The sequence below is a fragment of the Estrella lausannensis genome, from assembly GCF_900000175.1.
Lineage (GTDB): Bacteria > Chlamydiota > Chlamydiia > Chlamydiales > Criblamydiaceae > Estrella > Estrella lausannensis.
This window is the reverse complement of record NZ_CWGJ01000005.1, coordinates 92,801-117,958: the sequence shown is the minus strand read 5'-3', so window position 1 is coordinate 117,958 and position 25,158 is coordinate 92,801. Positions and strand designations below refer to the sequence as shown.

The following is a 25,158-nucleotide window of genomic DNA, read 5'->3' as shown; positions in this document are numbered from 1 at the left end:
AGATTTGGAGCAAATTTCGGTATAAACCCAACGAGGCCAAAGACCAATTCTTCAAGTTGTTTCGGTATAATTGGAGCTTACCCTTTGCAGTCAAATTGTCAAATTAATTATTCATTAGCAAGAACCGCAACGGAGCTCCCTATCATGAAACCCCTGATCTGGCCCCTGATTATCTTAGTGTTTCTGATCACTTTAGGATTTTCCCTCTTCCGCCCCGGCTCCGAGCTTCCATTTAAATCCCTTCAAAAAGAGGGGCCCTTTGAAGTCCGGGAGTACGGCCCCTTCATCGTCGCGGAAACGATCATCCCCGGGGAGCGACAAGCAGCCTTCGACCAGGGAGTTCGGATTCTTGATAGCTACATCAACGGAGGCAATGCCAAAAGCGAGAAGCTCGAGGTAGCAGTTCCCGTCACGGAGCAGCTCAGTAAAAAAGGATGGGCTATCCGCTTTATCCTCAAAGGGGAGAGAGCGGCTGCCGATTTTCCAAAACCCGACAACAGCCAGGTTGTGGTTAAACTGATGGATAGAAAGCGGTTTGCCGTCATCCGCTTCGACGGTGTGGCCGATGATGCGACAATCCATGAAAAACTGATCGAGTTGATGGATTTTGTTCTCGCCAAGAAGCTCACTGCCCGAAACGAAACGATCATCGCTCTCTATAGCCCGCCCTGGACTCCCGGATTCTTGAGAAAAAACGAACTTCTTCTCCAGCTGGATTGAAGCGTCTCCCTATCGGGATGTTGACACTTTCGGCAGAGGTCTATTCAACGTTATTAGAGGCTCTTGGAGCTTTTTAACGGATTTTTCCCTTTCGATTTCCCCAAGAAATAAAAAAATCCCCTCAACTCGTTAATTATCGAATGACAATTCACAAATAAGCTGATATTATTTCATTCATTTTTAACTCATTGAAAACATATTTATATATCTTATAAACCTCTATGAATCCCTTATTTAGCTCTTCGGCGGTGGCGACTCCATCCACAAGTTTACCCTACTCTCTTCCCGAGAAAGCCGCGGCCATGGTCTTTCACCAGCTCGATCACACGGAAAATCCGCCCTTTTGGGTTCCGGGAAATTGGGAAGCCAGCCCCGAATTGTCCGTACACTGCTCCATTGATCAAAGGCCTATCATCGTCTATTCCCAAGCCGTGATCAGCGGCTACCTCAATTTAAGCGGTGCCGACGGCTGGAGCGAAGGACACGATTATCGCGTCGGCGAGGCATTCACCCGCTTCATCTTGCTCCGTTACTATTTCGAGAAGATGGACGACCTCGGCGCCAATAAGATCGTAATGGAAAAGAGTATCCGTGCCTATTTGAAATCAAGCCCGAACATCCAGACCTTTTTTCCAGGCAGCCCAATCAAAGACCATAGGCCAACCGAGAGCCGGATCGCTTTTGATTCCGAGGTCACCGGCTGGGACAAACATGCGGTGAGCCGGCTGAGTGGTAATCTGGGAAGCCAGTACAGCAAAGAGAAGCCTTTTTTTGAAATCTTAGTGAACTCCGCCAGAAATTCGCTGGATGACCCCTACTGCCGCCCTTTTCATGTCTCGATCCACTTTAACGAAGAGATGCTTGATAAGCGCAGGCAAACGCTAATGGCTTGCAAGATGAAACCCGGCCTCGAGTCTCATTTTGTTTTTTACGCCCCGAGCTTGATGTCTCCCAATCAGTTCCTTGTGCAGTATCCGGAGCGGCTAGGCCCCAACTCCACCCGGCTGCTAAAAGCTCTTTGCTATCTGCAGTCCACCACTTTATGCGCGCAAAAAGTGGGCAACTGCTGGATCAAACAACCGATGCGAGGCCTTTTGGCAACGCTCTTTGTCGAGTTAATCACCCACCGGAACGATCTGGAAATCGAACAGGCTTGGGATGAGGCTAAAAGGCTCTATAAAGACATCCAGAAGTGTGCTGCCATCCCCACGATAGAGGGGCTTATCAAGGATGTGAAAATGACAGACGAAATGAAAGCTGCATACGAAATAGCCATCGAAAAGCAAAAGACCCTTTAGAGGCTCACTGAGGAAACGAGCCCGGCTCCTGAACATGCTGCCAGCCCTCTCCTGAAAGCGCCTTTAAGAAGCTGACCAGTGCCTCTTTCTCCTCTTTGCTAAGGTGCAGAGGCCGAATCAGGGGATGCAAGTTCTTGTTGGGAACGCCTCCCTTATCGTAAAACTCCACCACAGCCTCGAGCGTTTTTAAGCTTCCGTCGTGCATGTAGGGGGAAGCGTTCGCTGTATCCCTGAGCGTCGGAGTTTTGAAGGCTCCGAAATCTTTGGGGTTGCCGGTGATTGCAGAGCGGCCCGGATCAGGATCTTTTTGATCCATGCCCACACCAATATTATGAAAGCGGTCGTCTGCGAAATTAAACCCTCCGTGGCAGTTGACACAGCCGGTTTTTTTGTATATTGCCATACCCCTGATCTCTTCGGCAGTAAGCGCTGAAGAGTCTCCGGCCTTGTAGCGATCGTAGGGAGAGTTTCCCGATAGGATCGTCCTCTCAAACGTTGCTATTGCCTGTGCGATCTCCTCCATGGTAGGCTGATCCACCCCGAAAGCTTTTTTAAACAGGGGTTGATAGCCTGCAATCGACTTCACCTTATTGACGCACTCTCTATGGGCTTCATGGGCATCTTTAAGCGCTGCCATCTCTTTGGTGTTGGCAATAGGTCCTTTACACTGTTCCTCAAGAGAGTCTACCCTTCCATCCCAAAAAAAATGGGTGTAGTAAGCAGCGTTGATAATGGTGGGGCTGTGGCGCGTCCCCTTATGTCCGTTGATCCCTACCGCGATCTCCTTACAGTCACTGAACCCGCACTCCCTCTTGTGGCAAGTGGCGCAGGAAACGGTTCCATCGGCAGAGAGCCTTTTATCGAAGTAGAGCAGGCGGCCAAGCTCTGCTTTAGAGGCCGAGTAGGGATTGTCTTTTGGCCAGGGAACGGGCTTGAGTCCAAGCGGCTCAGCCGGAGGTTTTTCCTCTAACTCGCTGGATCTAAGTGTTCCCAGATTAAGAAGAGAGAGGAGTGCCAGGGGAAAAACAACAAAGGTTCGAGATAACACCATTTTTTCCTTCCGTTCATAAAATTGGCGTTATATCTTTTATTTGAAAAAACAACAATCCATGAGGAGCTCCCATGAAGAAATTCGCCATCATCCCAGCCCTCTTCGCTTTGCTTATCAGTACGCCGAATGCCTACAGCGCCGAGGAAAAACCCAAAGAAGCTGCCGCACCACAAGCCTATCAGGCAAAAAACTTCGAGCACCTGCTCGGCAAAGTGCCCGGCCTAAGTGACAATCTCCTCAAAATGCATTTCAAGCTCTATGAGGGGTATGTAAAAAACAGCAATCTGCTGCTTGAAAAAATCGGGGAACTCAACAAATCCGGCCAAAATAAAACCCCTGAATTCGCAGGGCTCAAGCGCATGCTTGGCTGGGAGATGAACGGCATGCTCCTGCATGAGTACTACTTTGACAACTTGGGAGCCAAACCCCTGGCAGCGAATGACCCCTTGCAGAAAAAAATGACAGCCGACTTCGGCGGCTTCGATCAGTGGAAAGCCGATTTCATCGCCACCGGACAAATCCGCGGCATCGGCTGGGTCGTTTCCTACATCGAGCCGAAAAGCGGGCGCCTTATCAATGAATGGATCAACGAACACGATCTGGGCCACCTCTCCGGAGCGACTCCCCTGCTCATCATGGATGTCTTCGAGCACGCGTTCATCACGGAATTCGGCCTCGACAGACCCAAGTATATCGAGGTGTTCTTTAACAACATCAACTGGGATAAAGTAGCGGAGCGCTTCAAGAAGACAGGTTCTTCTTCTTAATCGAGACAGTCTTATCCACCCGGGCGACCACCTCTCCTTCCAAGTCTTTGATCTCGATTTGGCGGGTCCACAGAAGGCGGTCGCTCGTTTGAAGGGCGGAGACAATAGCGGCAAGATCGTCATCCGAAAGAGTGAATTCGGCCAAGACATCGCTCCTGCCCGGCTTCACGTAGCTGATCGACGCCGATTTATCCCAAATGGAATACTCCGGCCCCAAATTCTTAATCAGCATCAGCATATAGAACGGATCTGTCATCGAAAAAAGAGATCCGCCAAACTGGGTGCCCACGTAGTTGGCAGTCCAAAACCGCAGCTTTAGCCGTACCCTGGCATAGCGGAAATCACGATCCAGCCTCTCAATGCGGATTCCTGAAAACAAAAAGGGCGGCCAGAAGCGCCAGAGGTGGCGGATATATCTTTGTAAAATTGAGCGCATGGATCTTCCACTCAGGGGTTTGATTTTCCTCTCATAGCCAAGATGAAATTATTTTGAAATAAGGGAAATGGGGAAGATCGACGCTTCAGAGAGGGGGCGCGTTCGGCAGCCTCTCCAATCAATCTTAAAGAGGGATTACGATGTTCGAGAAGTGCTCGGTGTCAAATTTATCCACGAGATGCTTAGGCAGCCACTGCAGGCAGTCCCTAACCTCGGCTCCGGTCACTACGAGGTCGCCCTGAGACCCTACTTCGTTTGTGTCCTTGAAGTGGCAAATGTGTTCGCACATCGCGCTCACCTCTCCATCTCGTTCAGGGTAGTGACAGCCGGTCGAATCCGGGTAAAAGTCGATCAACCCGCCAGGGTGCCCCTCAACTAATGCTCCCGGTTCGGCATCTTGCAAAAACTCTCCGAAGCGGATCTCTCTCGGAGTGGTTATAAACAACTCGCGGACAGCTCGTGAGATCAACGACAATCCTAAAGTGGCCACAGCAGCTAAAATACCAAGGGCAACCCGCAATACGATTTCAGCAAGAGAGTACTCTTGGATGCGCTGCGAGAGAAAGCGGAAAACACGCCCCTGATAAAAGGCAGTGACGACATCTCCCTTGTCATTTAAAAGGACAGTGGTATCTTCTTCACAGCGTTTGATCTCCGTCCAGCCACTGTATGCGTCTAAATCCTTCAGGCCGGATACTTCCTGGAATGTGTACATGATAAATATCTCCTCCATAGGCCTTGATTTCTCGCGGCATCAATTTTCCTTAATTTCAATGGGCTCAGTAGGCAAAGAGGCTGCTGATCGCAAAATAGGGCCGATTCAGGAGTTGCCAAAGCAGAATGTGCATTATACCGATTATGTGGCGAAATTGGATTTCGAGATACTTTCGTTCTAAGCACAAAGGAACCCGTTAATTCAGCAAGTATACCATATTTTATATAAACAGTAATACTTAATTGAATTTAAAATTAATCATTACAAGTATTCAGACAGGAACAAATGCGATTTCAGTTAATGGACAGTCTCCAAGGCAGCTTTTGTTTCAAACTTTGATCTCGCCGGCATGGGCGAAGTGACTGTAATCGGCTTCCACAAGGCGTGGATCAAGCCACTCAAGAAAGTCGCGGATGGCGTTATCATATAGCTGGATATTGTATGCCTTGCCATTCTTCAGAACGATCTCTCAGGAATGAAGATCCTCATGCTCAAGGTGGCAGCAGCCTATGTCGCAGCGTCCCCTCTTGCATGTTCTTTCCACTTTGAAGGCCGTAATAATGGATTTTTCCACACCGCACAACGTTTTGTCCGGACCGGAATCCTTTTGAAAAACCGCAAAGCAGATCTTTTGCACATGCGCACCAAAAAGATCTCTCACACCCTGAAAACAGAGCGCCCACCCACAAGAGATCAAAGTGGCCAGCAGGCCAAGAACAACGCGTACTATTTTCTCGATAGTCGTAGGCACCTTGGTTGCGAAGGCTCCCGCCAAATAGGATTTTCCGGAAAAAAAACGGGTGACAACCCGGCACTGATCATTGACCAGGAGAATGCTTTCCGTCTCGGACGTCTCCCTTCCCTTGTTCTTATACGATTGGAGCATGCTATCCAGCTCGTCCAGTGTGGCTACACCGTGAAAGGCAACCATTTTGTAACCCTTGTTAATTTATACCGAAACAACTTGAAGAATTGGTCTTTGGCTTCGTCGGGTTTATACCGAAATTGTCTCAAAATTTGGGATTTTGGCTTTGAGACACTTTCGGTATACTTAAGAATTTTCGTTCTCACTCGCGCCTTGCCTCTCGGCAATGGTCGCTCGCTCCGGACAAAAATTCTTAAGGCCCTCCTGGCCAAATTTCCAATTCTCCAAGTTGTTTCGGTATACGCAAATTTGTTTTTATATAAATTGGAATAGAAACAAATTTTGACTTAAAGCTGAAGAAGTAAAAATTACTAAAAAATGAAAAATATGCTGAAAGCCTATCAAAATTTGGCATGGTTTTCGTCTTTGCCAAGACAAAATTTAGAACACTTGTGGTATAGAATCTTCCGGAGGCGCAAGAGACATTCTCTAAAGCACCTCCGAATCGGATGTAGATTTTAGAGTTTGAAATCGCCAGCATGAGCGAAGTGGCTGTAATCGGCCTCCACAATGCTGGGATTTAGCCATTCTAAGTGGTCGCGGATTGTGATGTCGTCCAGAGAAATATCATGGAAGCGGCCATCTGATGTTGAAACCTTGCATTGATGCTGAGATCCATGATCGAGACTGCAATCCTTCTGACCGCACAGTATGGGACTGCACGTTTTGTCCACCTTAAAGGCGGTGACAGAAGAAGTCCCCATCCCATTAAGCAAACGGTCCGGTCCGGAGTCTTGGTCAAACGTGACGAAGCCGACCGCTTTCCTCCCTTCTTTAAAGAGGTTTCTCACGGACTGCAACAAGAGCGCGAGACCAAGAGTCAATACAGTCGCCAGTACACCGCAAATAACACGGATGACCTTCTCGATCGTCGAGCATTGTTTTGTCGCGAGCGCCTGCAACGAGAAAGACCTTCCGCAATAAAAATTACTCACTTTTCGGCCCTGTTCATTGATGAAAACGTCTCGGACGTTTAGATCCAGCTCCCAGCCGTTTTTGTTGTAGCTCTCTAGAAGAGGGTATAACTCATCGGCACTATTTAAAGTTTCAAGGGTAATCACAAAGCCACCTTTTTTGTTTTTATAAAAATACTAATGCTCCCATTAATTAATCACAATAAAATACTAGATATATCTAAAGCGTTTAATCGAATAGTTTACTTTCTAAATTTGGCTATAAGAGTCAAAAAAATTTCACCACATTAATCTAATATTCTGATTTTTTTGAAACTGATGTCACTGCAAAGCATAGTGGCTTAAGGGGTGAAAAGCGTTTGTGATCCGTTATTTCAGTGTAACAAGAGGTCAGCTGATCAGCTTATAATCCTTTCAAAGAAGGGAGGGCGAGAGACCGCCATGGGGCCCCGACCCCGCCATAGGTTTCCGGAGGCGATGCCGCCTCCGGAGCTCAATAGTGATTTTAGAGTGTGAACTCGCCGGCATGCTTAAAGAGGCTGTAATCGGCCTCCACAACGCTTGGATCGTAGGATTCTAAGTGGTCGCGAACCTCTATGGCGTCCAGAGCGACATCAAAGGGTTCGTTTCCTCGTGTGTATGCGCCCGTACAGAGGTATTTAACTCCCTGATCAAGATTGCTATCGTCAGCATCAGAAATTATAGGTGTGCGCACTTTGCCAACCTTGAAGAAGTTTACAGGGTCAATAATTCCCCCATTAAGCGCATAACCTGGTCCGCTGTCTTTGTAAAACGTAACGAAACCGACCGCGTTCTTTCCGTCTGTAAAAAGGTTTCTCACCGACTGCAAGGAGAGCGCAAGACCAAGAGTCACTACAGTCGCCAATACACCACAGATGACACGGATGACCTTCTCGATCGTCGAGCATTGTTTTTTCGCAAGCGCCCATAGCTTGAAAGCCCTTCCGCAATAATACTGGCTGACTTTTCGGCACTTGTCGTTGACTACAGTGCCACGGACAGTTATATCCAGCTCCCAGCCATTTTTATGGTAGGTCTCAAGAAAAGGATTGAGCTGAACTTTATCATTTAGAATTTGAAATGTAATCACGAAAACCACCTTTTTTATCGTTTAAAATACATGAAACTAATCGCAGACTGAAAATACATGATTTATTTACAGGATTTGATTAAAAAATCATAAAAACATTAATCATATAAATCAATAGTCAATTCTTTTCACAGCTTTTAACCCCTGGGGAAGCAAAGAAAAGTGAGTGACCGACAGCGTCTGAAAATTGAGGGTTTTAGCCCTAACGACTGCTTTTTTTCCGCAAACTCAAGGGCATCAAGAAACTCATTAACGCCTGCCGCGCAGCTTATAAATTCTTCGGGGAAAGGAGACGAGAGACCGCCACATGTTTCCGAAGACTTGTAAAGGGGTGTGGGAGTGTCTTAAAACTGAAACCTAATCAATGCGACCGGGATCCAGTCAATGAAGGGGGGGAGGGGCAGAAATCTGCCCGGGCCAGAGAGGTTATACCGAAAGCCTATCAAAAATTGGCATGAGGGATTTCTCTTTGCCAAAAACCAATTTTTGAGACACTTTCGGTATACACCCACCATGATGAGACGCTTTCAGCCTGCTACCCAGTGTTAGAAATTTGAATGTGCTAGATAATGGTTCCCCAGGCGGGTCTCATGTGAAGACTAGAGAATTACATTTCCCGCAACTTGTCCCAAAGTAAACTCCATTTCCTCCTCGTCATCACTCATCAATTCCGTAGTGCCATCATACAATTCGCTCATTCGAATTTGTATTGGACTCAAATCGGGAGAGTGCGAGCTATGTTCCTCTTCCAAAATGCTGTTGTCAAAGCTGTTTTCCAAAACAAACTCGGCAGGCTCATCAGGAGCCGGCCAGGCCAATTCCGCCTTTTCAAATAGGGAGAAGTCGCCCTTAAGCTGCTCCCTTCTCAGCCGGGAAACTACATCGCGTATCTCAACCGGATTCAGAACCACAATCATAGCGACAACAGGAGAGGGTATCCCCGTATTTTGACACTCTCTTCCCGATCCATCGTTTGCAGCAATCACCTTACCCCTCTTAGTCAACACGCACCGAAAACACTCCATTCCATTCTCGATGTCACGATCGTGCAGGGGGCCCTGATTCTCAAACGAGACCACTGTTTCATCAAAACCGTTCATCTTTCCAGACTGCCTCCCCTCTTCAGGCTCGACTACCGTGATCAAAGTGACCTTCGTGTCGCTGAAAAGCCCCCTCACCGTAGCAGAAAAAAGCGCAATTCCCCCGGTAGCCAAAGTAGCGAGTATCCCCAGACAAGCGCGCGCCACTCTTTCAATTAATCCATATTCTTTCTCAAACTTATCGACCAAATCGTAGACCCGCCCCCGATAATATCGGGTGACGATCCTTCCGCTGTCGTCAATCAGCACATGATGCGGCTGTTTAGATAAGGGATTTGCGTTCGAAACAAGTTTCCAGTCCTGGCACTCCTCTCTGTATCTGGCGAGGTCTTCATTGGACTTGACTAGGGCAACATGTGTGGGCATCGGTTCACCTGAATGAAAAAATTAATCTCTTGATTTCGAAAAAGAATACCGAATGTTTAATGATCAGTCAATGTATAAATGAATGATCAATCAAATAGTTAAGAAGAGCACGAGACGGAAAAGGCTCCAAAGGTCCATGTCGAGAGCGATTTGAGGGACAGGGCTCGAAGGTAAATAAAAAGTTTGTTATTTGGAGCGGGTTTCTTTATACCGAAAGTGTCTCAATTTTAAGCGAGGGGCTACGATGAAAGAACTGACAGGAAAAGTGGCTGTCGTCACCGGGGGCAACAGCGGAATCGGGGCGGCGATTGTGCTGGAGCTGGCAGAGCGGGGAGCCCAGGTTGTGATCGACTATGTCGCCCACCCTGAGGCGGAAAATGAGCTCGAGAGAAAAATCGCAAGTCTGGGAAGCCGAGCGGTCGGTGTGAAGGCCGATATCAGCCTAGTGGCGGACATCGAGCTGCTTGTAAGCCGCGCAGTCTCCACGTTCGGCCAGCTCGACATCTTCGTCAACAACGCAGGGATTGAAACGAGGACATCGGTGCTCGACACGAGCGAATCACAGTACGACAAGGTACTTGCCATCAATTTAAAAAGCGCTTTCTTCAGCACGCAAATCGCGGCGAGACAGATGATTAAGCAGGAAGCAGGCGGCCGCATCATCAATATCACGTCCGTCCACGAAGACTGGCCGATGCCCGGCAACACGGCCTATTGCCTCTCCAAAGGCGGCATGCGGATGCTCACGAGAACTGCCGCCCTGGAGCTTGCTCCCCATGGAATCTTAGTGACTGCCGTCGGCCCGGGCGCTGTCGCAACACCGATCAACTTAAGCACGATGAAAGACCCTGCGCTGATGCAAAAGCTAGACAGTGTCATCCCGTTGGGCCGCATGGCAAAACCGGAGGAGATCGCCCAAGTCGTCGGATTTTTATCCGGAGGCGGCGCCAGCTACATGACGGCCGCCACCCTGTTTGTCGACGGCGGCCTGATGCATCAAAGCCCAGGACTTTAAGATGGCGTTGACGGAAGAGGACAAACGGCTGGAAGAGGCCAAGGCAGGCAAAGCCCCCTGGCGCAAATTCGGTCCTTATCTCAGCGAAAGGCAGTGGGGCACGGTGCGGGAGGATTATAGTCCCGGAGGAACGGCCTGGGAGTATCTTCCCCACGACGAGGCCCGGTCACGCGCTTACCGCTGGGGAGAAGACGGCATCGCCGGCATCTCCGACGAGAGCCAGTACATGTGCTTCGCGCTCTCGTTTTGGAACGGGAAAGATCCCATTTTAAAAGAGCGCCTCTTCGGCCTGACGGGCAATGAGGGCAACCACGGAGAAGATGTCAAAGAGGTCTACTTCTATCTCGACAACCTACCCTCTCACGCTTACATGAAGTATCTCTATAAATATCCGCAAAACCCCTACCCCTATACAGATCTGGTCGAGACCAACAAGAAGCGTACGAGAGAGCAGCCCGAGTATGAACTGATCGACACCGGAATTTTTGACAAAGACGAGTATTTCGACATCTTCATCGAATACGCCAAATCCAATCCCGAGGACATCCTGATCCGGATCAGGGTAGAGAACAGGGGAGAAAGAGAAGCGCCTCTTACCCTATTGCCAACCCTTTGGTTTAGAAACGTGTGGTCGTGGAAAGAGGGTGTCAAGAAGCCGACGATCGCTTTGGAAAATGAGGGGTGCCTGCGTGCTCAACATCCCTGGCTTGGGCAGTACAGGCTGCTTTTCAAAGGAGCCGATGAGACACTCTTCACGGAAAACGAAACCAACATGGAGCGCCTATTCAACGCTGAAAGCGCCTCTCCCTTCGTCAAGGATGCCTTCCATCGCTACCTGATCGATGGCGACAGAACAGCTGTCAACCCGGCCAAAACAGGCACCAAAGCCGCGCCCCTCTACCGCATCACAGTTCCGGGAAAAAGCGGGTCTACGATCGAGATGCGCCTTGTCAAAAGTACATCGGCGCTTGAGCCCGATCTTGTCGATCAAGAAACCGTGTTCAAAACAAGAATTCAAGAAGCGGATGCCTTCTATAGCAGCATCACCCCATTCCCTCTAAGTGATGATATGCGGCTCGTCCAAAGGCAAGCCTTCGCGGGCCTTCTCTGGAATAAACAGTGCTACATCTACTCTGTCAAGGATTGGCTGAAAGGCGATCCCCTGCAGCCAAAGCCCCCAAAATGCCGTGAGGAGGGGCGCAACCAACACTGGCCCTATTTTGAAGTTCGGGACATCTTCTCCATGCCGGACAAATGGGAGTACCCTTGGTTCGCGTCCTGGGATCTTGCCTTCCACGCCGTCTCTTTGGCAATGATCGATCCGGAATTTGCCAAAAGCCAGATGATTTTGCTGACAAGGGAGTGGACAATGGCTCCCAACGGGCAGATTCCCGCCTATGAGTGGTGCTTTAGTGATGTCAACCCTCCCGTACAGGCTTGGGCATCCATGCGTATTTATCAGATCGAAGCCAAAAGACATGGGACGAAAGACTGCTCATTCTTAGAGCGCATGTTCCAAAAGCTTCTCCTCAACTTCACCTGGTGGGTGAACAGAAAAGACGCCGAAGGGCGCAACATCTTCGAGGGAGGATTCTTAGGTCTCGACAATATCGGCGCTTTCGATCGCTCCCTCGCGCCCCCTTCCGGAGGCATCCTACTCCAGCAAGACGGCACCGGATGGATGGGAATGTATTGCCTCAACATGCTGCAGATCGCGCTGGAGCTGGCGACCAACGACCCTGTCTATGAGGACATGGCGAGTAAATTTTTCGAACATTTTGTCCATATCGCCAATGCCATCAATAACGTGACCGAACAGCAAGAAGGGCTTTGGGACAAAGAAGACGGGTTCTACCACAGCATGCTCATCCAGCCCGATGGCAAGCGCATCCTGCTCCGCCAAGACAATATGGCAGGAATTATTCCGCTGTTTGCTGTCGCGACAAACGACGCCTATGTCCCGAAGCAGTTTCCCGATTTCAAAAAGAGGTTCCGCTGGTTTGCCGACCACAAGCCTGAGATGCTCACCAACATTGCGGATATGACCAAGCTTGGGCAGGAGGGACGGGTGCTGCTTGCTTTTGCCAACCAAACAAAAATGACAAGAACCCTTAAAAAAATTCTGCATCCGGACGAATTTTTGAGCCCCTACGGCATTCGCTCGGTCTCGAAAAAACATGAGAAGCATCCCTTCTCGATCGAGCTTTCAGGAAAAAAATTCTTTCTCGACTATGAGCCCGCGGAGTCGACCTGCGGCCTCTTCGGAGGCAACTCCAACTGGCGAGGTCCTGTGTGGTTTCCCTTAAACTACCTCCTAATCGAGTCGTTGCAAAAATTCGATCACTACTATGGCTGCGATTTCAAAGTGGAGTGTCCGACAGGCTCGGGCAATATGAAAAGCCTTTGGGAGGTGTCGCAAGACCTTACGAAGCGGTTGATCAGCGTCTTTTTAAAAGATCAGGACGGGCGCCGCCCCCTCTGGGGAGAGAACACCAAATTCCAGACCGACCCCCATTTCCGCGACTATCTGTTCTTTCACGAATATTTCCATGGCGACAACGGCAAAGGCCTGGGAGCTAGCAACCAGACGGGATGGACGGCAATTGTTGCCAAGCTGATTTGCCAGCTTGCCGAGTACAACCCAAAAGAAGCAGAGAAAAAGAAGGAACACGTCCATTGAGCGGCAAACAAACTCATCAAGAACCTGTCGTTTCATTCGGAAGAGACATCACGGGAAACCTGCCTGCCTCAGAAACCCGCGAGTGGCTTGTCACGAACGGTATTGGAGGATTCGCCTCGGGAACTGTCAGCGGCATATTGAGGCGCCGCTATCATGGCCTCTTGATCGCCGCTCTGAATCCCCCGCACGAGCGGACCTTACTCGCATCCAAATTAGAAGAGGAGGTTTCCTACGAGGGAAGCGATTACCCTCTCTCCTCGAACCGCTGGGGCAGCCAGGAGATCTCTCCACGCGGATTCATCCATATAGAAAGCTTTTTTTTAGATGGCCTCATCCCCACATGGATCTTCGCTGTCGGCGACGCGCTGATCGAAAAAAAAATCTGGATGGAGCCGGGACGCAACACAACCTATGTGCGCTATCAAATCAAAAGGGCCTCATCGCAAGTTTTGATGAAAATCAAATCACTGGTCAACTACCGCGGCTACCACACCCTGACCCACGCCGACAACTGGAAGATGCAGATCGATCCGACCACGCAAGGATTTCAAGTCCTCGCCTTCAAAGGCGCAAGACCCTTCCACATCCGCTGCCCGAAAGGAGTTTGCTCTATCGAGAACGTGTGGTACGGCAACTTCCTTTTGAGCCTGGAGAGCCAGAGGGGGCTGGACGCACACGAAGACCATCTGCTCGCCGGTAAATTCGAGCTCTCACTTAGGGAAGGAGAAGCTGCCACGGTGGTCTTGAGCGCCGAAAGCGATGTGGATTTAGACGGTGAGTCCGCGCTTGAGAGGCGGCGTAGCTATGAAAGAGCCATCTGCCCCGACTGCCTTGAAGACCCTCCCTGGATCCGCCACTTAAAAAAAGCAGCCGATCAGTTCATCGTCGAAAGAAAGGGTGCCGATTCCGGCAAGAGCATTATCGCGGGATATCCGTGGTTTAGCGACTGGGGAAGAGACGCCCTCTTCAGTGTTCCCGGGCTTCTTCTCAAGACAAAACGCTTCGAAGACGCGCGAGGAGTGCTCCGGACGTTTGCCGCCCATGTAGACCGGGGAATGATCCCGAATTTTTTCAATGAGGAGGGCTCGAAGCAGTATAACTCCGTCGACGCCTCCTTGTGGTTCATCCATACCCTGCATGCTGCCTATGACGAAACCAAAGACATCTCCTTTCTGCAGGAGTTTTTCCCCACGGTCCAGGAAATTATTGCCTCTTATCTAAGAGGAACGCTCTACTCGATCGGGGTGGATGGGCAAGATGGCCTGCTCTTTTCCGGAGAAGAGGGAGTTCAACTCACATGGATGGACGCCAAGGTAGGCTCTCAAGTGATTACGCCGCGCACCGGCAAAGCCATTGAGGTCAATGCCCTTTGGTACAACGCACTGAAGAGCGCCTCTTTGTTCGCCAAGCTGATGGGGGTAGCAAGCATCTCCTACGATGCAGCCGCAGATAAGGCGCGCAGCGGCTTTTCGAAATTTTGGTCGGAGGAGAAGGGCTATTGCTATGATGTGATCGATGGCCCGCAAGGCAGCGATATAAGCATTCGGCCCAACCAGGTATTTGCTGTATCCCTTAGGGAAAGCCCCCTTCCGCCTGCCAGGCAGCGCCTTGTTGTGGAGGCGCTTTGCAAAAAGCTGCTCACCACCTTTGGCTTACGCTCTCTTGCTCAAGACGATCCGAGATACCGCGGACACTATGGTGGAGATCCACTGGAGCGCGATACCGCCTATCATCAGGGCACTGCCTGGGGGTTCCTGACAGGACCTCTTACGCTTGCTCACTATCGCGTTTATCAAAATGAAGACAAGGCTAAAAGCCTGCTGCTTCCCTTCCTTCACCACTTAAGCGATGCCGGCCTTGGATCTGTCAGCGAAATTTTTGACGGCGACGCACCCATGCCCTCAAGAGGCGCTCCCTTTCAGGCATGGTCTGTCGCCTCCCTGATCGAGGCCTGGGATACACTCAAAGAAAAAGGAAGTAACAAATCATGAGCGAGAGAAAGGTTCTGATTGTCGGCGGGGGTTTTGCAGGCCTGGAAGTTGCCAAAACGCTCTCTTCTTCCAAGGATGTGGAGGTGACGCTTCTCGATAAAAACAACTACCACCAGTTCAAACCTCTGCTCTATCAGGTAGCCACGGCAGCGCTGACGCCGGATGATGTCGCAACCCCCTTCCGCACCTTTTTTGAAAAAGCGGAAAACATTCACTTCAAAATGGAAGAGGTGACCTCCATCGACGCAGAGACCAAGACAGTGCACACAAAAGAAGGAAATACCTACCAAGCCGACACCTTGGTTTTGGCCACCGGAGCATCCGTCAACTTCTTAAGCGTCAAAGGAGCCGATGAGTACGCTCTCCCTCTTTATACACTCGATGACGCGGAGAGGCTGCGGGCTAAGATCATTGAGACCTTCGAAGAAGCCGATAAAAGCCCGGGGAAAGACAAAACCACCGACTGCGTTATCGTCGGAGCGGGGCCGACAGGGTGCGAGACTGCGGGAGCGATCGCTTCTCTCTTCAATGAATTCAAAGCTGAGTTCAAAGACCTCCCCTCTCAAATCTCCAGAATCTATCTTGTAGACCACGGAAAATCCCCCCTTAAAGCCTTCTCCGAAGAATCCCAGCGCTATGCACAAGAGAAGCTCTCCGAGATGGGTGTTGTCCTGGATATGCAAAAGCGCGTTTTGGAAGTCACCAAAGATGGCGTCCTTTTGGAAGATCAAACATTTATCCCCTCTCGCCTCGTCATCTGGGCCGGGGGCCTGCAGCCGAACACCTTTTCTCTTACCGGCCCCAAGAGATTGAAAATTGAGGTGAGCGCCGACCTTTCCTGGCCCTCAAACCGCGATATCTATGTCTTAGGAGACGCTGCCCTCATCAGGGGTGAAGACGGAGAGGAGCTGCCATCCCTCGCCTCTGTCGCAGTCCAGTCCGGCAAGGTGGCCGGGGAGAATATCCTGGCCGATTGCCGCGGCAAGGAAAGAATGCGGTTTTTTTATCACGACAAAGGGATCATGGCGATGATCGGCAAATATGCCGCCGTCGCAGAGGTTGGCAAAAAACGCCATCAGCTGGAGGGGCCCATTGCCTTTGCCGCCTGGCTGGGAGTCCACGCTGCCTTGCTTCCCAGCTATCGACAGCGTGCCGAAGCCATCCTCGAATGGGGGTGGGACTACGTCAAAGGCTCCAGGCCGTTTCAAATCGCTGACAAAATTTAGAAGGCGTCATAATCTGTGGCACGATCGTCATCGGAAACGCAGCACCGAAGAAGTTTTCGTCAAAAACCGCGATATTTCTACCGATATCTGGTTTGACGGAGAGGACGGACCCTTCCAGCCGCAAACCCACTACTATGTGGGAGAGGCACTAAACTCTAGGGGGCCGCTCTCTATCGCCTCCCTATAGATGATGGTATCCCGATTAATAAGAGATTGTTAACTGCTTCGGCTTTTGAGTTATTGTTCAGAAACTGACATCTCGGGCGCTTTTTATTAAACTAAAATCACCTCAAAGTGGGCGTGGGGGCTCTCTGGGAAAGTCTCACGTTTGAAAGATTACGACTCACATCATAAATCTAATATTAAGCGACTTGCATTCTTTCAATCTCACCCCATTTTTTCCAATAACCCAATTTCAAGGCCCTTTCTTTATTCTCCAAACTTTCCCCACCCCGACCACTGGAATTTTTGCACGCCCAATTCTGTAAAAGACATCTTAATCAAGATCTAGCAAAGATTGTAAATGATGATAAATAAAAAATTTTTTTTTATAATTAAATAAAACAACAAATCAATTTTCTGGAAATTAAAAAAATTAGATTGCTGGATTGATAGATCAAGGAGGATCTATGACCTCACCGATTCCTTCAGAGAGCCTTAATGCAATAAACCAAATGGTTTCACAGGTTACACAAGGGGAAGTTAAGGGCTTGAAGCAGCTGAGCCAAGCGGAGCGAAAAGCTGTGAAATCCGCTTTGGAACATTTAGTGAAAGATGACCATCAACCGATTATGCTGGATGGTAAAATTGCACAAAAAATCTCAACGCCGGAAAATTATCATAAAAATCCAATTCGGTCTTTAGTAAAAGGGATCGCTAGAAAGCTATTCACAAGCTACATCGATACAAATTCTCTGGCCAAGTTCATTAGCGATAATTCATCCCTAATCCGACAGCACATGAACCCGCCGCAAAACCCGACAGTCACTCCACAAGCAGCAGTATCGAAACAGGAGGCAGTGGTATCGGAAAAGGGAGAGCCCAAAACTCTTTCACAAAACGAAAAGATCGTCCATTTCAAACAGGATTGGGAGCAAAATAAGGAAGCTTCCCTATCTGGTCAGAAGGGTGCTTTCACCAAAAGCTCAGAGCTGCTCGGAAAGCTTTTCAGCGATAAGTCCATCGGCGATGAAGCTGTCCTCCAATTTCTACAAGACATCCACATAAACCCCACCGGAGGATTTTTCGAGACTAAGGGGCAGCCTACAGATCTGGCTAAATTGCTCATTCAAGAGCGGCCGCAGGTTTCAAGCGCTTTTACGAAAAAAACAGAGACTCCAGAGCCGGTCGGACAGGGAACACAAACAGCTGCGACAGTAACTACAAAACAATCAGATCCTGTCGCTTCCACTCCAACGCCTCCTAAGGTTCCTCCCCGTTTCTGGGTAGAGAAAGCCAGCTCTGTAGATCCTTCCATTCCTTCCAACACAGCGACTGCCAACAAAACACCTACCGGCAGTTACAAAAGTGAGCGAAGAGTTGTTCACCAAGACATAAAAGCTCAAATTATTGGTCAGTCAAAGCCTGTACCTGCAGATCAAAAGCCCGTTGCATTAATTATGATGGGGCCGCCGGGTGCCGGAAAAAGCATGGCGATAAGCCAACTCACGAAAGGGTCCGACCAGTTTGTTGAAGTGGGAATGGATAACGTAATGGAGAGAATTCCGGAATATAAAAAAGCGATAAACCTTGGAACCGACAAAGACGGTAAAATTATCACAGCTAAAGACGCTTGCTTAATTACAAGGGATGAAGCAAACGATATCACTTCAAGCCTTCGCAACGAGGTCATCGCGTCAAGGCGCAACTTAATCTATGACGGCACAGGCCAAAATTTTTCTCTCTACCAGAAGATGATCGCAAAATTGAAAGAGGATGGATATGATGTGCAGTTGTATTATGTGGACATTGATGTAGATCAAGCAAAGCAACGCGCCAAAGACAGAGCTGAAAGAGTAGGACGATCAATTCCTGATCATGTAATAGAGAGCATTCATGGTAATGCCAAAGCAAACTTCCAAAAAATTGCCAAACTTGCAGATACAGCCGTTCTATTCGATAACAGAAATCCCCCTCCACAACAGGCCTGCAAGTATGAGCACGGATCTCTTACCGAGGGACAGCAATATCTAGACCAGAAAGGATTTTAAACTCGAGGTAAACAATGGACCCTATAAAAAACAACATGGATCCTATGAGCAGCAACATAGACCCTGTTAAAAAAGAAAAGGAACCGGAAAAAAAACCTGCTATTTCTCCGGAACAAGTTATAGAAACCCTGTCCAAGGCAAATCCTGAGGAAGGATCGGAAAGGAAATTTGCCCCCGGCGAGGGAATTGTTTGGTCTCCTGGAGATGAAGAGGATAAGACCCTAACCCGATGGTTGAGCAGTGAAGATGTTCGCTATGAAGATGAAAAATAGCGTACTTTCTTTTAGGCGCCTCTCTCCGAAATCTCGCTGCCAGGTCGCCATTGCGTCCTTTTCATGTCAATCAATTGTGGTAGTCAGCGCTCAATTAGATATCTAAATTTAAAATCGCTTTAAACAATTCAAGGCCAAACTATTTCTCCACGAGAGGGCTTTACTGCACAGATATTCCACGAGGAAGTGTGAGGGAAGTCGGGGTAGGTATACCAAAATTGTCTCATATCCCCAATTTTGGAATAATTTCGGTAAAGGACTTCATGTGCAAAACTTTCGATAACGCATCAAAAACTGACCGGAAAATAGCAAAGCTCCTATTTATCGGGTCAACATCCCCTTAGCCCAGGGTGGCGCACCAAGACGGCACTTGCCGGTTCGGCACCCTACCCAATCATCCGTGCCGGGCACAAACCGCAAAGCGCCCGAGGTAGATCACCTCTATGCCGTCGGTACAAGCATCTTTCCTTTCAAGCTCTCCTTAGCCGTCCTTGCCACTGCTCTAAGTGTCGGCGACCACATCATCGAAGGATGAATTAAGTAAGCTATTTTTTTAAATTGTTGTTTGTGTTTTAAAGGATTACATCAAAACGATCGAACACAGCGCAAGATTTGGTTTTTAGCCCATGACATGTACTTTTTCACTTCGCCTCTTAAGCTTTGCCCTGATGCTTTTATGCGCCTCCTGCGGCAAAAAAGCGCCTACTCCGGCAGCTCAAAAAAAAGTCGCCGTATCCACCGTTACGGTGGAAGCAAAAGATGTCCCGATTGAGCTCGAATATATCGCCATCACGCAGAGCTCAAGGCTTGTGAACATCAACGCCCGCGTCAACGGCTTTTTAGAAAAGAGAATCTATACAGAGGGAGAAATCGTCCAGGAAGGCCAGGTTTTATTCCTGATGGATAAGAAACCATTTCAGGCACAAGTAGATGCCGCCGAAGCAGCTTTGAACATGAAAAAAGCCTCCATGGAGACCGCCCGACTCAACCTGAACAGGACCAAGCCTCTCACCGAGATGAATGCTCTCTCGCAAAAAGATTTAGATGACGCCACGGGAACATTCCAATCTTCTTCTGCGGCTGTGGAACAGGCCAAAGCACAGCTTGAGACCGCGCTTCTCAATTTATCCTATTGCACCATCTCCTCCCCCCTCTACGGGATCAGCAGCGCCGCCATCGAGCAGGACGGCTCTTACATCAACGTCGAAAACAGCAAACTGACCACCGTGGCAGCCCTCTCTCCGATGTGGGCGAATTTCAGCGTCTCCGAAAATGAAATCCAATCGTTCAGGCAGCAGATCAGCAAGGGCCTGCTAATTGCCCCCAAAGTAGATGAGTACGAAGTGGAGATCTTGCTGGTCGATGGGTCTGTCTTTCCGCACAAAGGAAAGATCACCTTCGCCGACCCCAACTACAATCAGCAGACGGGAACCTTTCTAATCCGCGTCTCTGTGGACAACCCTGAAGCAATCCTGAGGCCCAACCAGTATGTTCGAGTCAGGCTTAAAGGAGCAATCCGGCCTCAAGCCATCTTGGTACCCCAAAGAGCTGTCCAGCAATCCTCCAAGGGACACTACGTCTTTGTCGTCGATAAAGAAGGCAAAGCCGACATGCGCCCGGTTGTTGTCGGCACATGGCATGGGACGGACTGGTTCATCAATGAGGGGCTAAGGAGCGGAGACGTCGTGATCGTCGATGGCGGGATGACGCTGCGCCCCGGAACACCGGTCGAAGCTAAGCCTTTGGAAGAAAAAAAGGAAACTTCGGAGACAGATCAAACGCAGGGAAAATCGGACGCCCCGAAAGAGGAGCCTAAAGAAGGCCATAAGGAAGGGTAACAGGACCGATGTTTTCGAAATTTTTCATTTTAAGACCCATCTTCGCTACGGTAATATCCGCTATTATCGTGATCGCTGGCCTTGTCTCGACGGCCTTTCTTCCCGTCTCTCAATACCCTACCATCACGCCCGTACAGGTCCAGGTGACGACTACCTATCCGGGAGCCGATGCCCTGACGGTCGGCACATCCGTGACGGCGCCGATCGAGGCGCAAATCAACGGCGTCGACAATATGCTCTATATGACATCGACAAGCTCCAGTACCGGCCAGATGACGATCACTGTCTACTTCACACTCGAGACGGATCCGGACATTGCCCAGGTTCTTGTCCAAAACCGGGTCAACTTAGCCCTTCCTGAGCTTCCCAATGCCGTGAAGCAGTATGGAATTTCAGTGCAGAAGCAGTCCAACAGCACCCTCATGATCCTGGCCCTTTTCAACAAAGACGGCAGATACAGCCAGGACTACGTCACAACTTATACCAACGTATACGTTCTCGATGCAATCAAGAGGATCAACGGCGCCGGCCAGGCGCAGATATTCGGCGTGCCCGATCAGGCGATGCGCATCTGGATGAATCCCGATCGCATGGCCTCCCTGCAGATTACAACCAGCGACATCCAACGCTCCATATCATCTCAAAACGCTCTATTTGGCGCCGGACAGCTCGGACAAAAGCCCAGCACCCCGGATGTCCAGATGACCCTACCCGTTCTGACGGAGCGCCCGTTCGTGGAACCTCAAGAGTATGAGAACATCATCCTAAGGGCAAGCCAAGACGGTAGCGCCATCGTGAGGGTCAAAGATGTGGCTAAAGCTGAGGTGGGAAGGAAGCAGTATCTCGGCGACAACACCCTCAATGGCGCTCCCGCCTGCTTCATCGTCATCTATCAGCAGCCCGGCGCCAACGGCCTTCAGGTTTCGACCGCCGTCAGGCAACTGATGGATGAGATGAAACAAACTTTGCCTGACGGCATCGAATATCTGGTCGCTTTGGATACAACAGATTTCGTGCGCCTCTCCATAAAAGAGGTGATCATTACCCTTTTGGAAGCCATACTTCTAGTCGTTGTCGTCGTCTATGTCTTCTTACAAAACTTCCGAGCCACCATCATCTGTACCGCTGCGGTATTCGTCGCCTTAATCGGCACCTTCTCCGGAATGCTTGCTCTCGGTTTTTCCATCAACCTATTGACCCTTTTCGGGATGGTTTTAGCGATCGGGATGGTTGTCGACGATGCGATCGTCGTCGTGGAAAACGTCGAGAGAAATTTGACCCATGAAGGCCTCTCTCCAACACAGGCTGCCATCAAAGCAATGCAGGAAGTGTCCGGACCTGTCGTGGCCGTCGTTCTAGTTCTAAGCGCCGTTTTCATTCCGGCAGCCTTCCTGCCGGGAACGACCGGGCAGCTCTACAAACAGTTTGCAATCACTATCGTCATCTCGGTGACCATCTCCGGGTTTGTCGCCCTGACTCTCACTCCGGCCATGTGCGCGGTCATCCTTAGCGAGTCAAATCCGATCACCAAAGGATTCTTTTTCCACTTTAACAACGGATTTAACAAAGCGACAAAAGCTTACGGAAGAAGCGTCCGGATCATCATCGCCCACCGGTATATCGCCTTTACCTGCTTCCTCTCCATGCTGGGGCTGACCTACTACCTCTTCAAGACGGTGCCTACCAGCTTCATCCCCGGAGAGGATCAGGGATACGTCCTGGCGCAGCTGATCATGCCGAACGGCGCAAGCATGACAAGAACAGAAAGTGCCGCGCGCAAAATCGACGAGATATTCTCCACGGAAAAATCGGTTCTCAACCGCACGGTCGTCAACGGCTACAGCTTGATCGACAGCCAGTACCTAAACAATACGACGACCTTTTTTATCACCCTCAAAGACTTTGAGGAGAGGTATAAAAACACCGAAACGGCAAAAGAAGAGAACTCGAGGGCCCTTTTGCGCTCCTTCATGACGAAGACGGCCGATTTCGAGCCAGGCATCGTCATCCCCATCTCTCCCCCGGCCATTCCGGGCATCGGTACCACGGGCGGCTTTGAGTTCTGGATCCAAGATAAGGGATCGGGAGAGCCTCAAGAACTGTTCGATGTGACCAAAGCCTTTATCCAAGAAGCATCGAAACGGCCTGAACTTGTCGGCCTAAGCACCACCTTCCGCTCCTCGACGCCTCAGCTTAAGGCCAATGTCGACCGCGCAAAGGCCGTGCTGCTCAACGTTCCTGTAGAAGATGTCTACAACGCCCTTCAGGCGCAGTTCGGCTCTCTCCAGGTCAGCCAATATGAACAGTACAGCCGCACCTGGGACGTTATCTTGCAGTCGGAGGCGCAATACCGCGAAAAGCCAAGCGACATCGGAAAGCTCTATACCAGATCCAACAAAGGAGCGATGGTTCCGCTTGCCGCTTTGATCTCAACAGAATACACCATAGGCCCCGACCTCATTCCCCATTTCAATGGCTTTCCCGCAGCGCAAATCACAGGCAACGCCGCTGCCGGATACAGCTCGGGCGATGCCATCCACGCAATGGAAGCTGTCGCCAAAGAGTCCCTCCCGCAAGGCTATGGGTTTGCCTGGTCGGGAATGGCCCTGCAGGAAAAATCCTCGGGAAGCTCGTCGACTGCCGCCTTTGTGTTCGGCATCCTGATCGTCTTCCTCATTTTGGCAGCTCAGTATGAGTCGTGGTCGCTGCCCTGCTCAGTCATGACAGCCGTCCCCTTTGGCATCGTCGGCGCCCTGATCGCCACCGTTCTCCGCGGACTGGAAAATGACGTCTACTTTCAGATCGGCCTGCTCGTCTTAGTGGGCCTTGCCGCCAAAAACGCCATCCTCATCGTCGAATTTGCCGTCGACTTGAAAACGAAGGGAAAAGACGCTTTAGAAGCCGCTGTCGAAGCCGGAGAGCTACGGCTTCGCCCCATTATCATGACCTCGCTGGCGTTCATTTTAGGTGTGCTGCCCCTCTTTTTAGCCAAAGGAGCCGGCGCCAACGCCCGCCACTCGATCGGCACAGGTATTATGGGAGGAATGATCGGCGCATCGACGCTCGCCCTCCTCTTTGTTCCGCTCTTTTTCTGGGTATTGGAAACCATGAGAGGGGAATCTGCCAAGGAGAAGAAAGATGAGTAGAGCGTTATTATGTTTCCTTGTCTTATTCACCGGGTGCATGGTCGGTCCGGACTACAGAAGGCCCTGTGTTGAAGTTCCTGAGGTATACCGCTTTGATGAAAAGGGGTCGGAATCGGCAATGGACACCCTTTTTTGGGAGCAATTTGACGATCCTGTCCTGACCAATTATGTGAGGGAGGCACTCACAAACAACCGCGATATTAAGATCGCGGCCGCAAGAATCGAAGGCGCCCTCGGCATCTTGATGCAAACCCAGTCATCGCTCTTTCCCCAGCTCGGCTACCAGGCCGCGGGAGCAAGAACCCTTGCCAGTAATGCTACCGGCATTCCTCTCTCGCCGACAACCCCCAATCCCCTGCCTTCATTCCAGGCCCTCACCAACGTCAGCTGGGAGCTCGACCTTTGGGGGCGCTTAAGCCGCCTCACCCAATCATCGGAAGCCGATTACTATGCTGCGGAGGAGGCCTGGCAAGATGTCGTTCTCTCGCTTGTTTCCCTTGTGACCAACACCTACCTGCAGCTTCTCGGACTAGACGAGCAGCTGGCCATATCCAAGAGGACTCTGGTATCTTATGGCGAAATGGTCGACTACTTCGATAAACAGTTCAGGTATGGCCAAGTGTCGAGAATCAACGTCGTTCAGGCCACCACCCAGTATGAAAAGGCTGCCGCAGCCATTCCCGAAATCGAGTTGAGCATTGTCAGGGCTGAAAACGTGCTCTCCCTTCTTCTTGCCAGAAACCCGGGGCCGATCGAGAGGGGCAAAACAATCTACGCCATCGAAAGCCCGATCGTCCCTGCCGGCCTCCCCTCCGATTTACTCTGTGCCCGGCCCGATATCCGACAGGCCGAGATGCAGCTGATCTCGGCGAATGCGCTTGTCGGCGCAGCCGAGGCGCTCTACTTTCCCTCCATCTCCCTGACAGGTGACTATGGATACTCGAGCAAAGAGTTGAAGCAGCTCTTCACGGGACCGGCCAAAACGTGGATCTACGGGACCAACATCACCGGCCCGCTCTATACTTTCGGAAATATCGAAGGACAGGTGACACAGGCGAAAGCCGAGAAGAGGGCGGCGATTCTCAACTACCAGCAGACAGTGCAGAATGCGTTTAAAGACGTAGACGACTCGCTTGCCTCCCATGAATATTACATGCAGAGGCTGGAGGCGCAGGGTAAACTTGTGAAAGCATCAAGGGAGTATGAGTATCTGGCGATGCTGCAGTATCAAGAAGGCTATTCCCCCTACTTTGTCGTCCTGCAGGCCCAGGAGCAGCTGTTTCCGGCTGAACTGGCCTGGGTGCAGACAAGAGTGCAGGTCTTCACCTCAGTTGTGAATGTCTATAAAGCGATGGGCGGAGGATTCCGCCCGTGAAA

Annotated in this window: 20 protein-coding genes; 13 read left to right on the top strand and 7 right to left on the bottom strand. The window is 50.2% G+C overall.

Annotated elements, in window-relative coordinates; genetic code table 11:
- The first annotated feature begins 144 nt into the window (after window positions 1-144).
- Complete coding sequence (locus ELAC_RS01640; protein WP_098037543.1) at window positions 145-720, top strand: SOUL family heme-binding protein; 576 nt, start codon at window positions 145-147, stop codon at window positions 718-720.
- A 221-nt stretch (window positions 721-941) separates the two neighbouring features.
- On the top strand, window positions 942-2,018 hold the full coding sequence (locus ELAC_RS01635) for a hypothetical protein (RefSeq protein ID WP_098037542.1): 1,077 nt from the start codon (window positions 942-944) through the stop codon (window positions 2,016-2,018).
- A 4-nt stretch (window positions 2,019-2,022) separates the two neighbouring features.
- Here the strand turns inward: ELAC_RS01635 and ELAC_RS01630 are convergent, their stop codons facing one another.
- Window positions 2,023-3,069 carry a cytochrome-c peroxidase gene (locus ELAC_RS01630; RefSeq protein ID WP_098037541.1) on the bottom strand — a complete coding sequence of 349 codons (1,047 nt, stop codon included), beginning with the start codon at window positions 3,067-3,069 and terminating at the stop codon, window positions 2,023-2,025.
- Window positions 3,070-3,140: 71 nt separating this feature from the next.
- Between ELAC_RS01630 and ELAC_RS01625 the strand changes: the two genes are divergently transcribed.
- Complete coding sequence (locus tag ELAC_RS01625; RefSeq protein ID WP_098037540.1) at window positions 3,141-3,836, top strand: superoxide dismutase; 696 nt, start codon at window positions 3,141-3,143, stop codon at window positions 3,834-3,836.
- Here ELAC_RS01625 and ELAC_RS01620 read toward each other — a convergent pair.
- The 6 genes from ELAC_RS01620 to ELAC_RS01590 all read right to left on the bottom strand — a co-directional run bounded on the left by ELAC_RS01620 (window position 3,811) and on the right by ELAC_RS01590 (window position 9,403).
- Entirely contained in the window at window positions 3,811-4,272 is a 462-nt protein-coding gene (locus ELAC_RS01620) for a DUF4442 domain-containing protein (protein WP_098037539.1), read from the bottom strand. The genes ELAC_RS01625 and ELAC_RS01620 overlap by 26 nt on opposite strands.
- Window positions 4,273-4,396: 124 nt before the next feature.
- Window positions 4,397-4,987 carry a hypothetical protein gene (locus tag ELAC_RS01615; protein ID WP_098037538.1) on the bottom strand — a complete coding sequence of 197 codons (591 nt, stop codon included), beginning with the start codon at window positions 4,985-4,987 and terminating at the stop codon, window positions 4,397-4,399.
- A 469-nt stretch (window positions 4,988-5,456) separates the two neighbouring features.
- Window positions 5,457-5,918, bottom strand: a complete 462-nt coding sequence (locus ELAC_RS01605) for a hypothetical protein (protein ID WP_098037536.1) — start codon at window positions 5,916-5,918, stop codon at window positions 5,457-5,459.
- 452 nt (window positions 5,919-6,370) lie between these two features.
- Window positions 6,371-6,973, bottom strand: coding sequence for a hypothetical protein (locus ELAC_RS01600; protein ID WP_098037535.1), 603 nt, complete (start codon window positions 6,971-6,973; stop codon window positions 6,371-6,373).
- A gap of 358 nt (window positions 6,974-7,331) precedes the next feature.
- A complete protein-coding gene (locus ELAC_RS01595; RefSeq protein ID WP_098037534.1) occupies window positions 7,332-7,937 on the bottom strand; it encodes a hypothetical protein in 606 nt (201 codons plus the stop codon).
- 599 nt (window positions 7,938-8,536) lie between these two features.
- The gene (locus ELAC_RS01590; RefSeq protein ID WP_098037533.1) at window positions 8,537-9,403 is read right to left on the bottom strand and encodes a hypothetical protein; all 867 of its coding nucleotides are present in this window, start codon (window positions 9,401-9,403) and stop codon (window positions 8,537-8,539) included.
- 244 nt (window positions 9,404-9,647) lie between these two features.
- Here ELAC_RS01590 and ELAC_RS01585 point away from each other — a divergent pair, with 244 nt between their 5' ends.
- The 10 genes from ELAC_RS01585 to ELAC_RS01545 all read left to right on the top strand — a co-directional run bounded on the left by ELAC_RS01585 (window position 9,648) and on the right by ELAC_RS01545 (window position 25,156).
- A complete protein-coding gene (locus ELAC_RS01585; RefSeq protein WP_098037532.1) occupies window positions 9,648-10,418 on the top strand; it encodes an SDR family NAD(P)-dependent oxidoreductase in 771 nt (256 codons plus the stop codon).
- Window position 10,419: 1 nt separating this feature from the next.
- Window positions 10,420-13,098 carry an MGH1-like glycoside hydrolase domain-containing protein gene (locus tag ELAC_RS01580; RefSeq protein ID WP_098037531.1) on the top strand — a complete coding sequence of 893 codons (2,679 nt, stop codon included), beginning with the start codon at window positions 10,420-10,422 and terminating at the stop codon, window positions 13,096-13,098.
- Window positions 13,095-15,089: an amylo-alpha-1,6-glucosidase gene (locus ELAC_RS01575; RefSeq protein ID WP_204250517.1), complete on the top strand. Its 1,995-nt coding sequence runs from the start codon at window positions 13,095-13,097 to the stop codon at window positions 15,087-15,089. The genes ELAC_RS01580 and ELAC_RS01575 overlap by 4 nt, the downstream gene beginning before the upstream one ends.
- A complete protein-coding gene (locus tag ELAC_RS01570; protein ID WP_098037529.1) occupies window positions 15,086-16,315 on the top strand; it encodes an NAD(P)/FAD-dependent oxidoreductase in 1,230 nt (409 codons plus the stop codon). The genes ELAC_RS01575 and ELAC_RS01570 overlap by 4 nt, the downstream gene beginning before the upstream one ends.
- Before the next feature lie 629 nt (window positions 16,316-16,944).
- On the top strand, window positions 16,945-18,525 hold the full coding sequence (locus ELAC_RS01565) for a zeta toxin family protein (RefSeq protein ID WP_098037528.1): 1,581 nt from the start codon (window positions 16,945-16,947) through the stop codon (window positions 18,523-18,525).
- 14 nt (window positions 18,526-18,539) lie between these two features.
- Window positions 18,540-18,797, top strand: a complete 258-nt coding sequence (locus tag ELAC_RS01560; RefSeq protein WP_098037527.1) for a hypothetical protein — start codon at window positions 18,540-18,542, stop codon at window positions 18,795-18,797.
- A gap of 370 nt (window positions 18,798-19,167) precedes the next feature.
- Window positions 19,168-19,332: a hypothetical protein gene (locus ELAC_RS11700; RefSeq protein ID WP_158227774.1), complete on the top strand. Its 165-nt coding sequence runs from the start codon at window positions 19,168-19,170 to the stop codon at window positions 19,330-19,332.
- A gap of 91 nt (window positions 19,333-19,423) precedes the next feature.
- Complete coding sequence (locus ELAC_RS01555; protein ID WP_098037526.1) at window positions 19,424-20,635, top strand: efflux RND transporter periplasmic adaptor subunit; 1,212 nt, start codon at window positions 19,424-19,426, stop codon at window positions 20,633-20,635.
- A gap of 8 nt (window positions 20,636-20,643) precedes the next feature.
- A complete protein-coding gene (locus ELAC_RS01550) occupies window positions 20,644-23,781 on the top strand; it encodes an efflux RND transporter permease subunit (protein WP_098037525.1) in 3,138 nt (1,045 codons plus the stop codon).
- Window positions 23,774-25,156 (top strand): efflux transporter outer membrane subunit, encoded by a 1,383-nt coding sequence (locus ELAC_RS01545; protein WP_098037524.1) that lies wholly within the window; start codon window positions 23,774-23,776, stop codon window positions 25,154-25,156. Before ELAC_RS01550 ends, ELAC_RS01545 begins: the two co-directional genes overlap by 8 nt.
- Window positions 25,157-25,158: the final 2 nt, after the last annotated feature.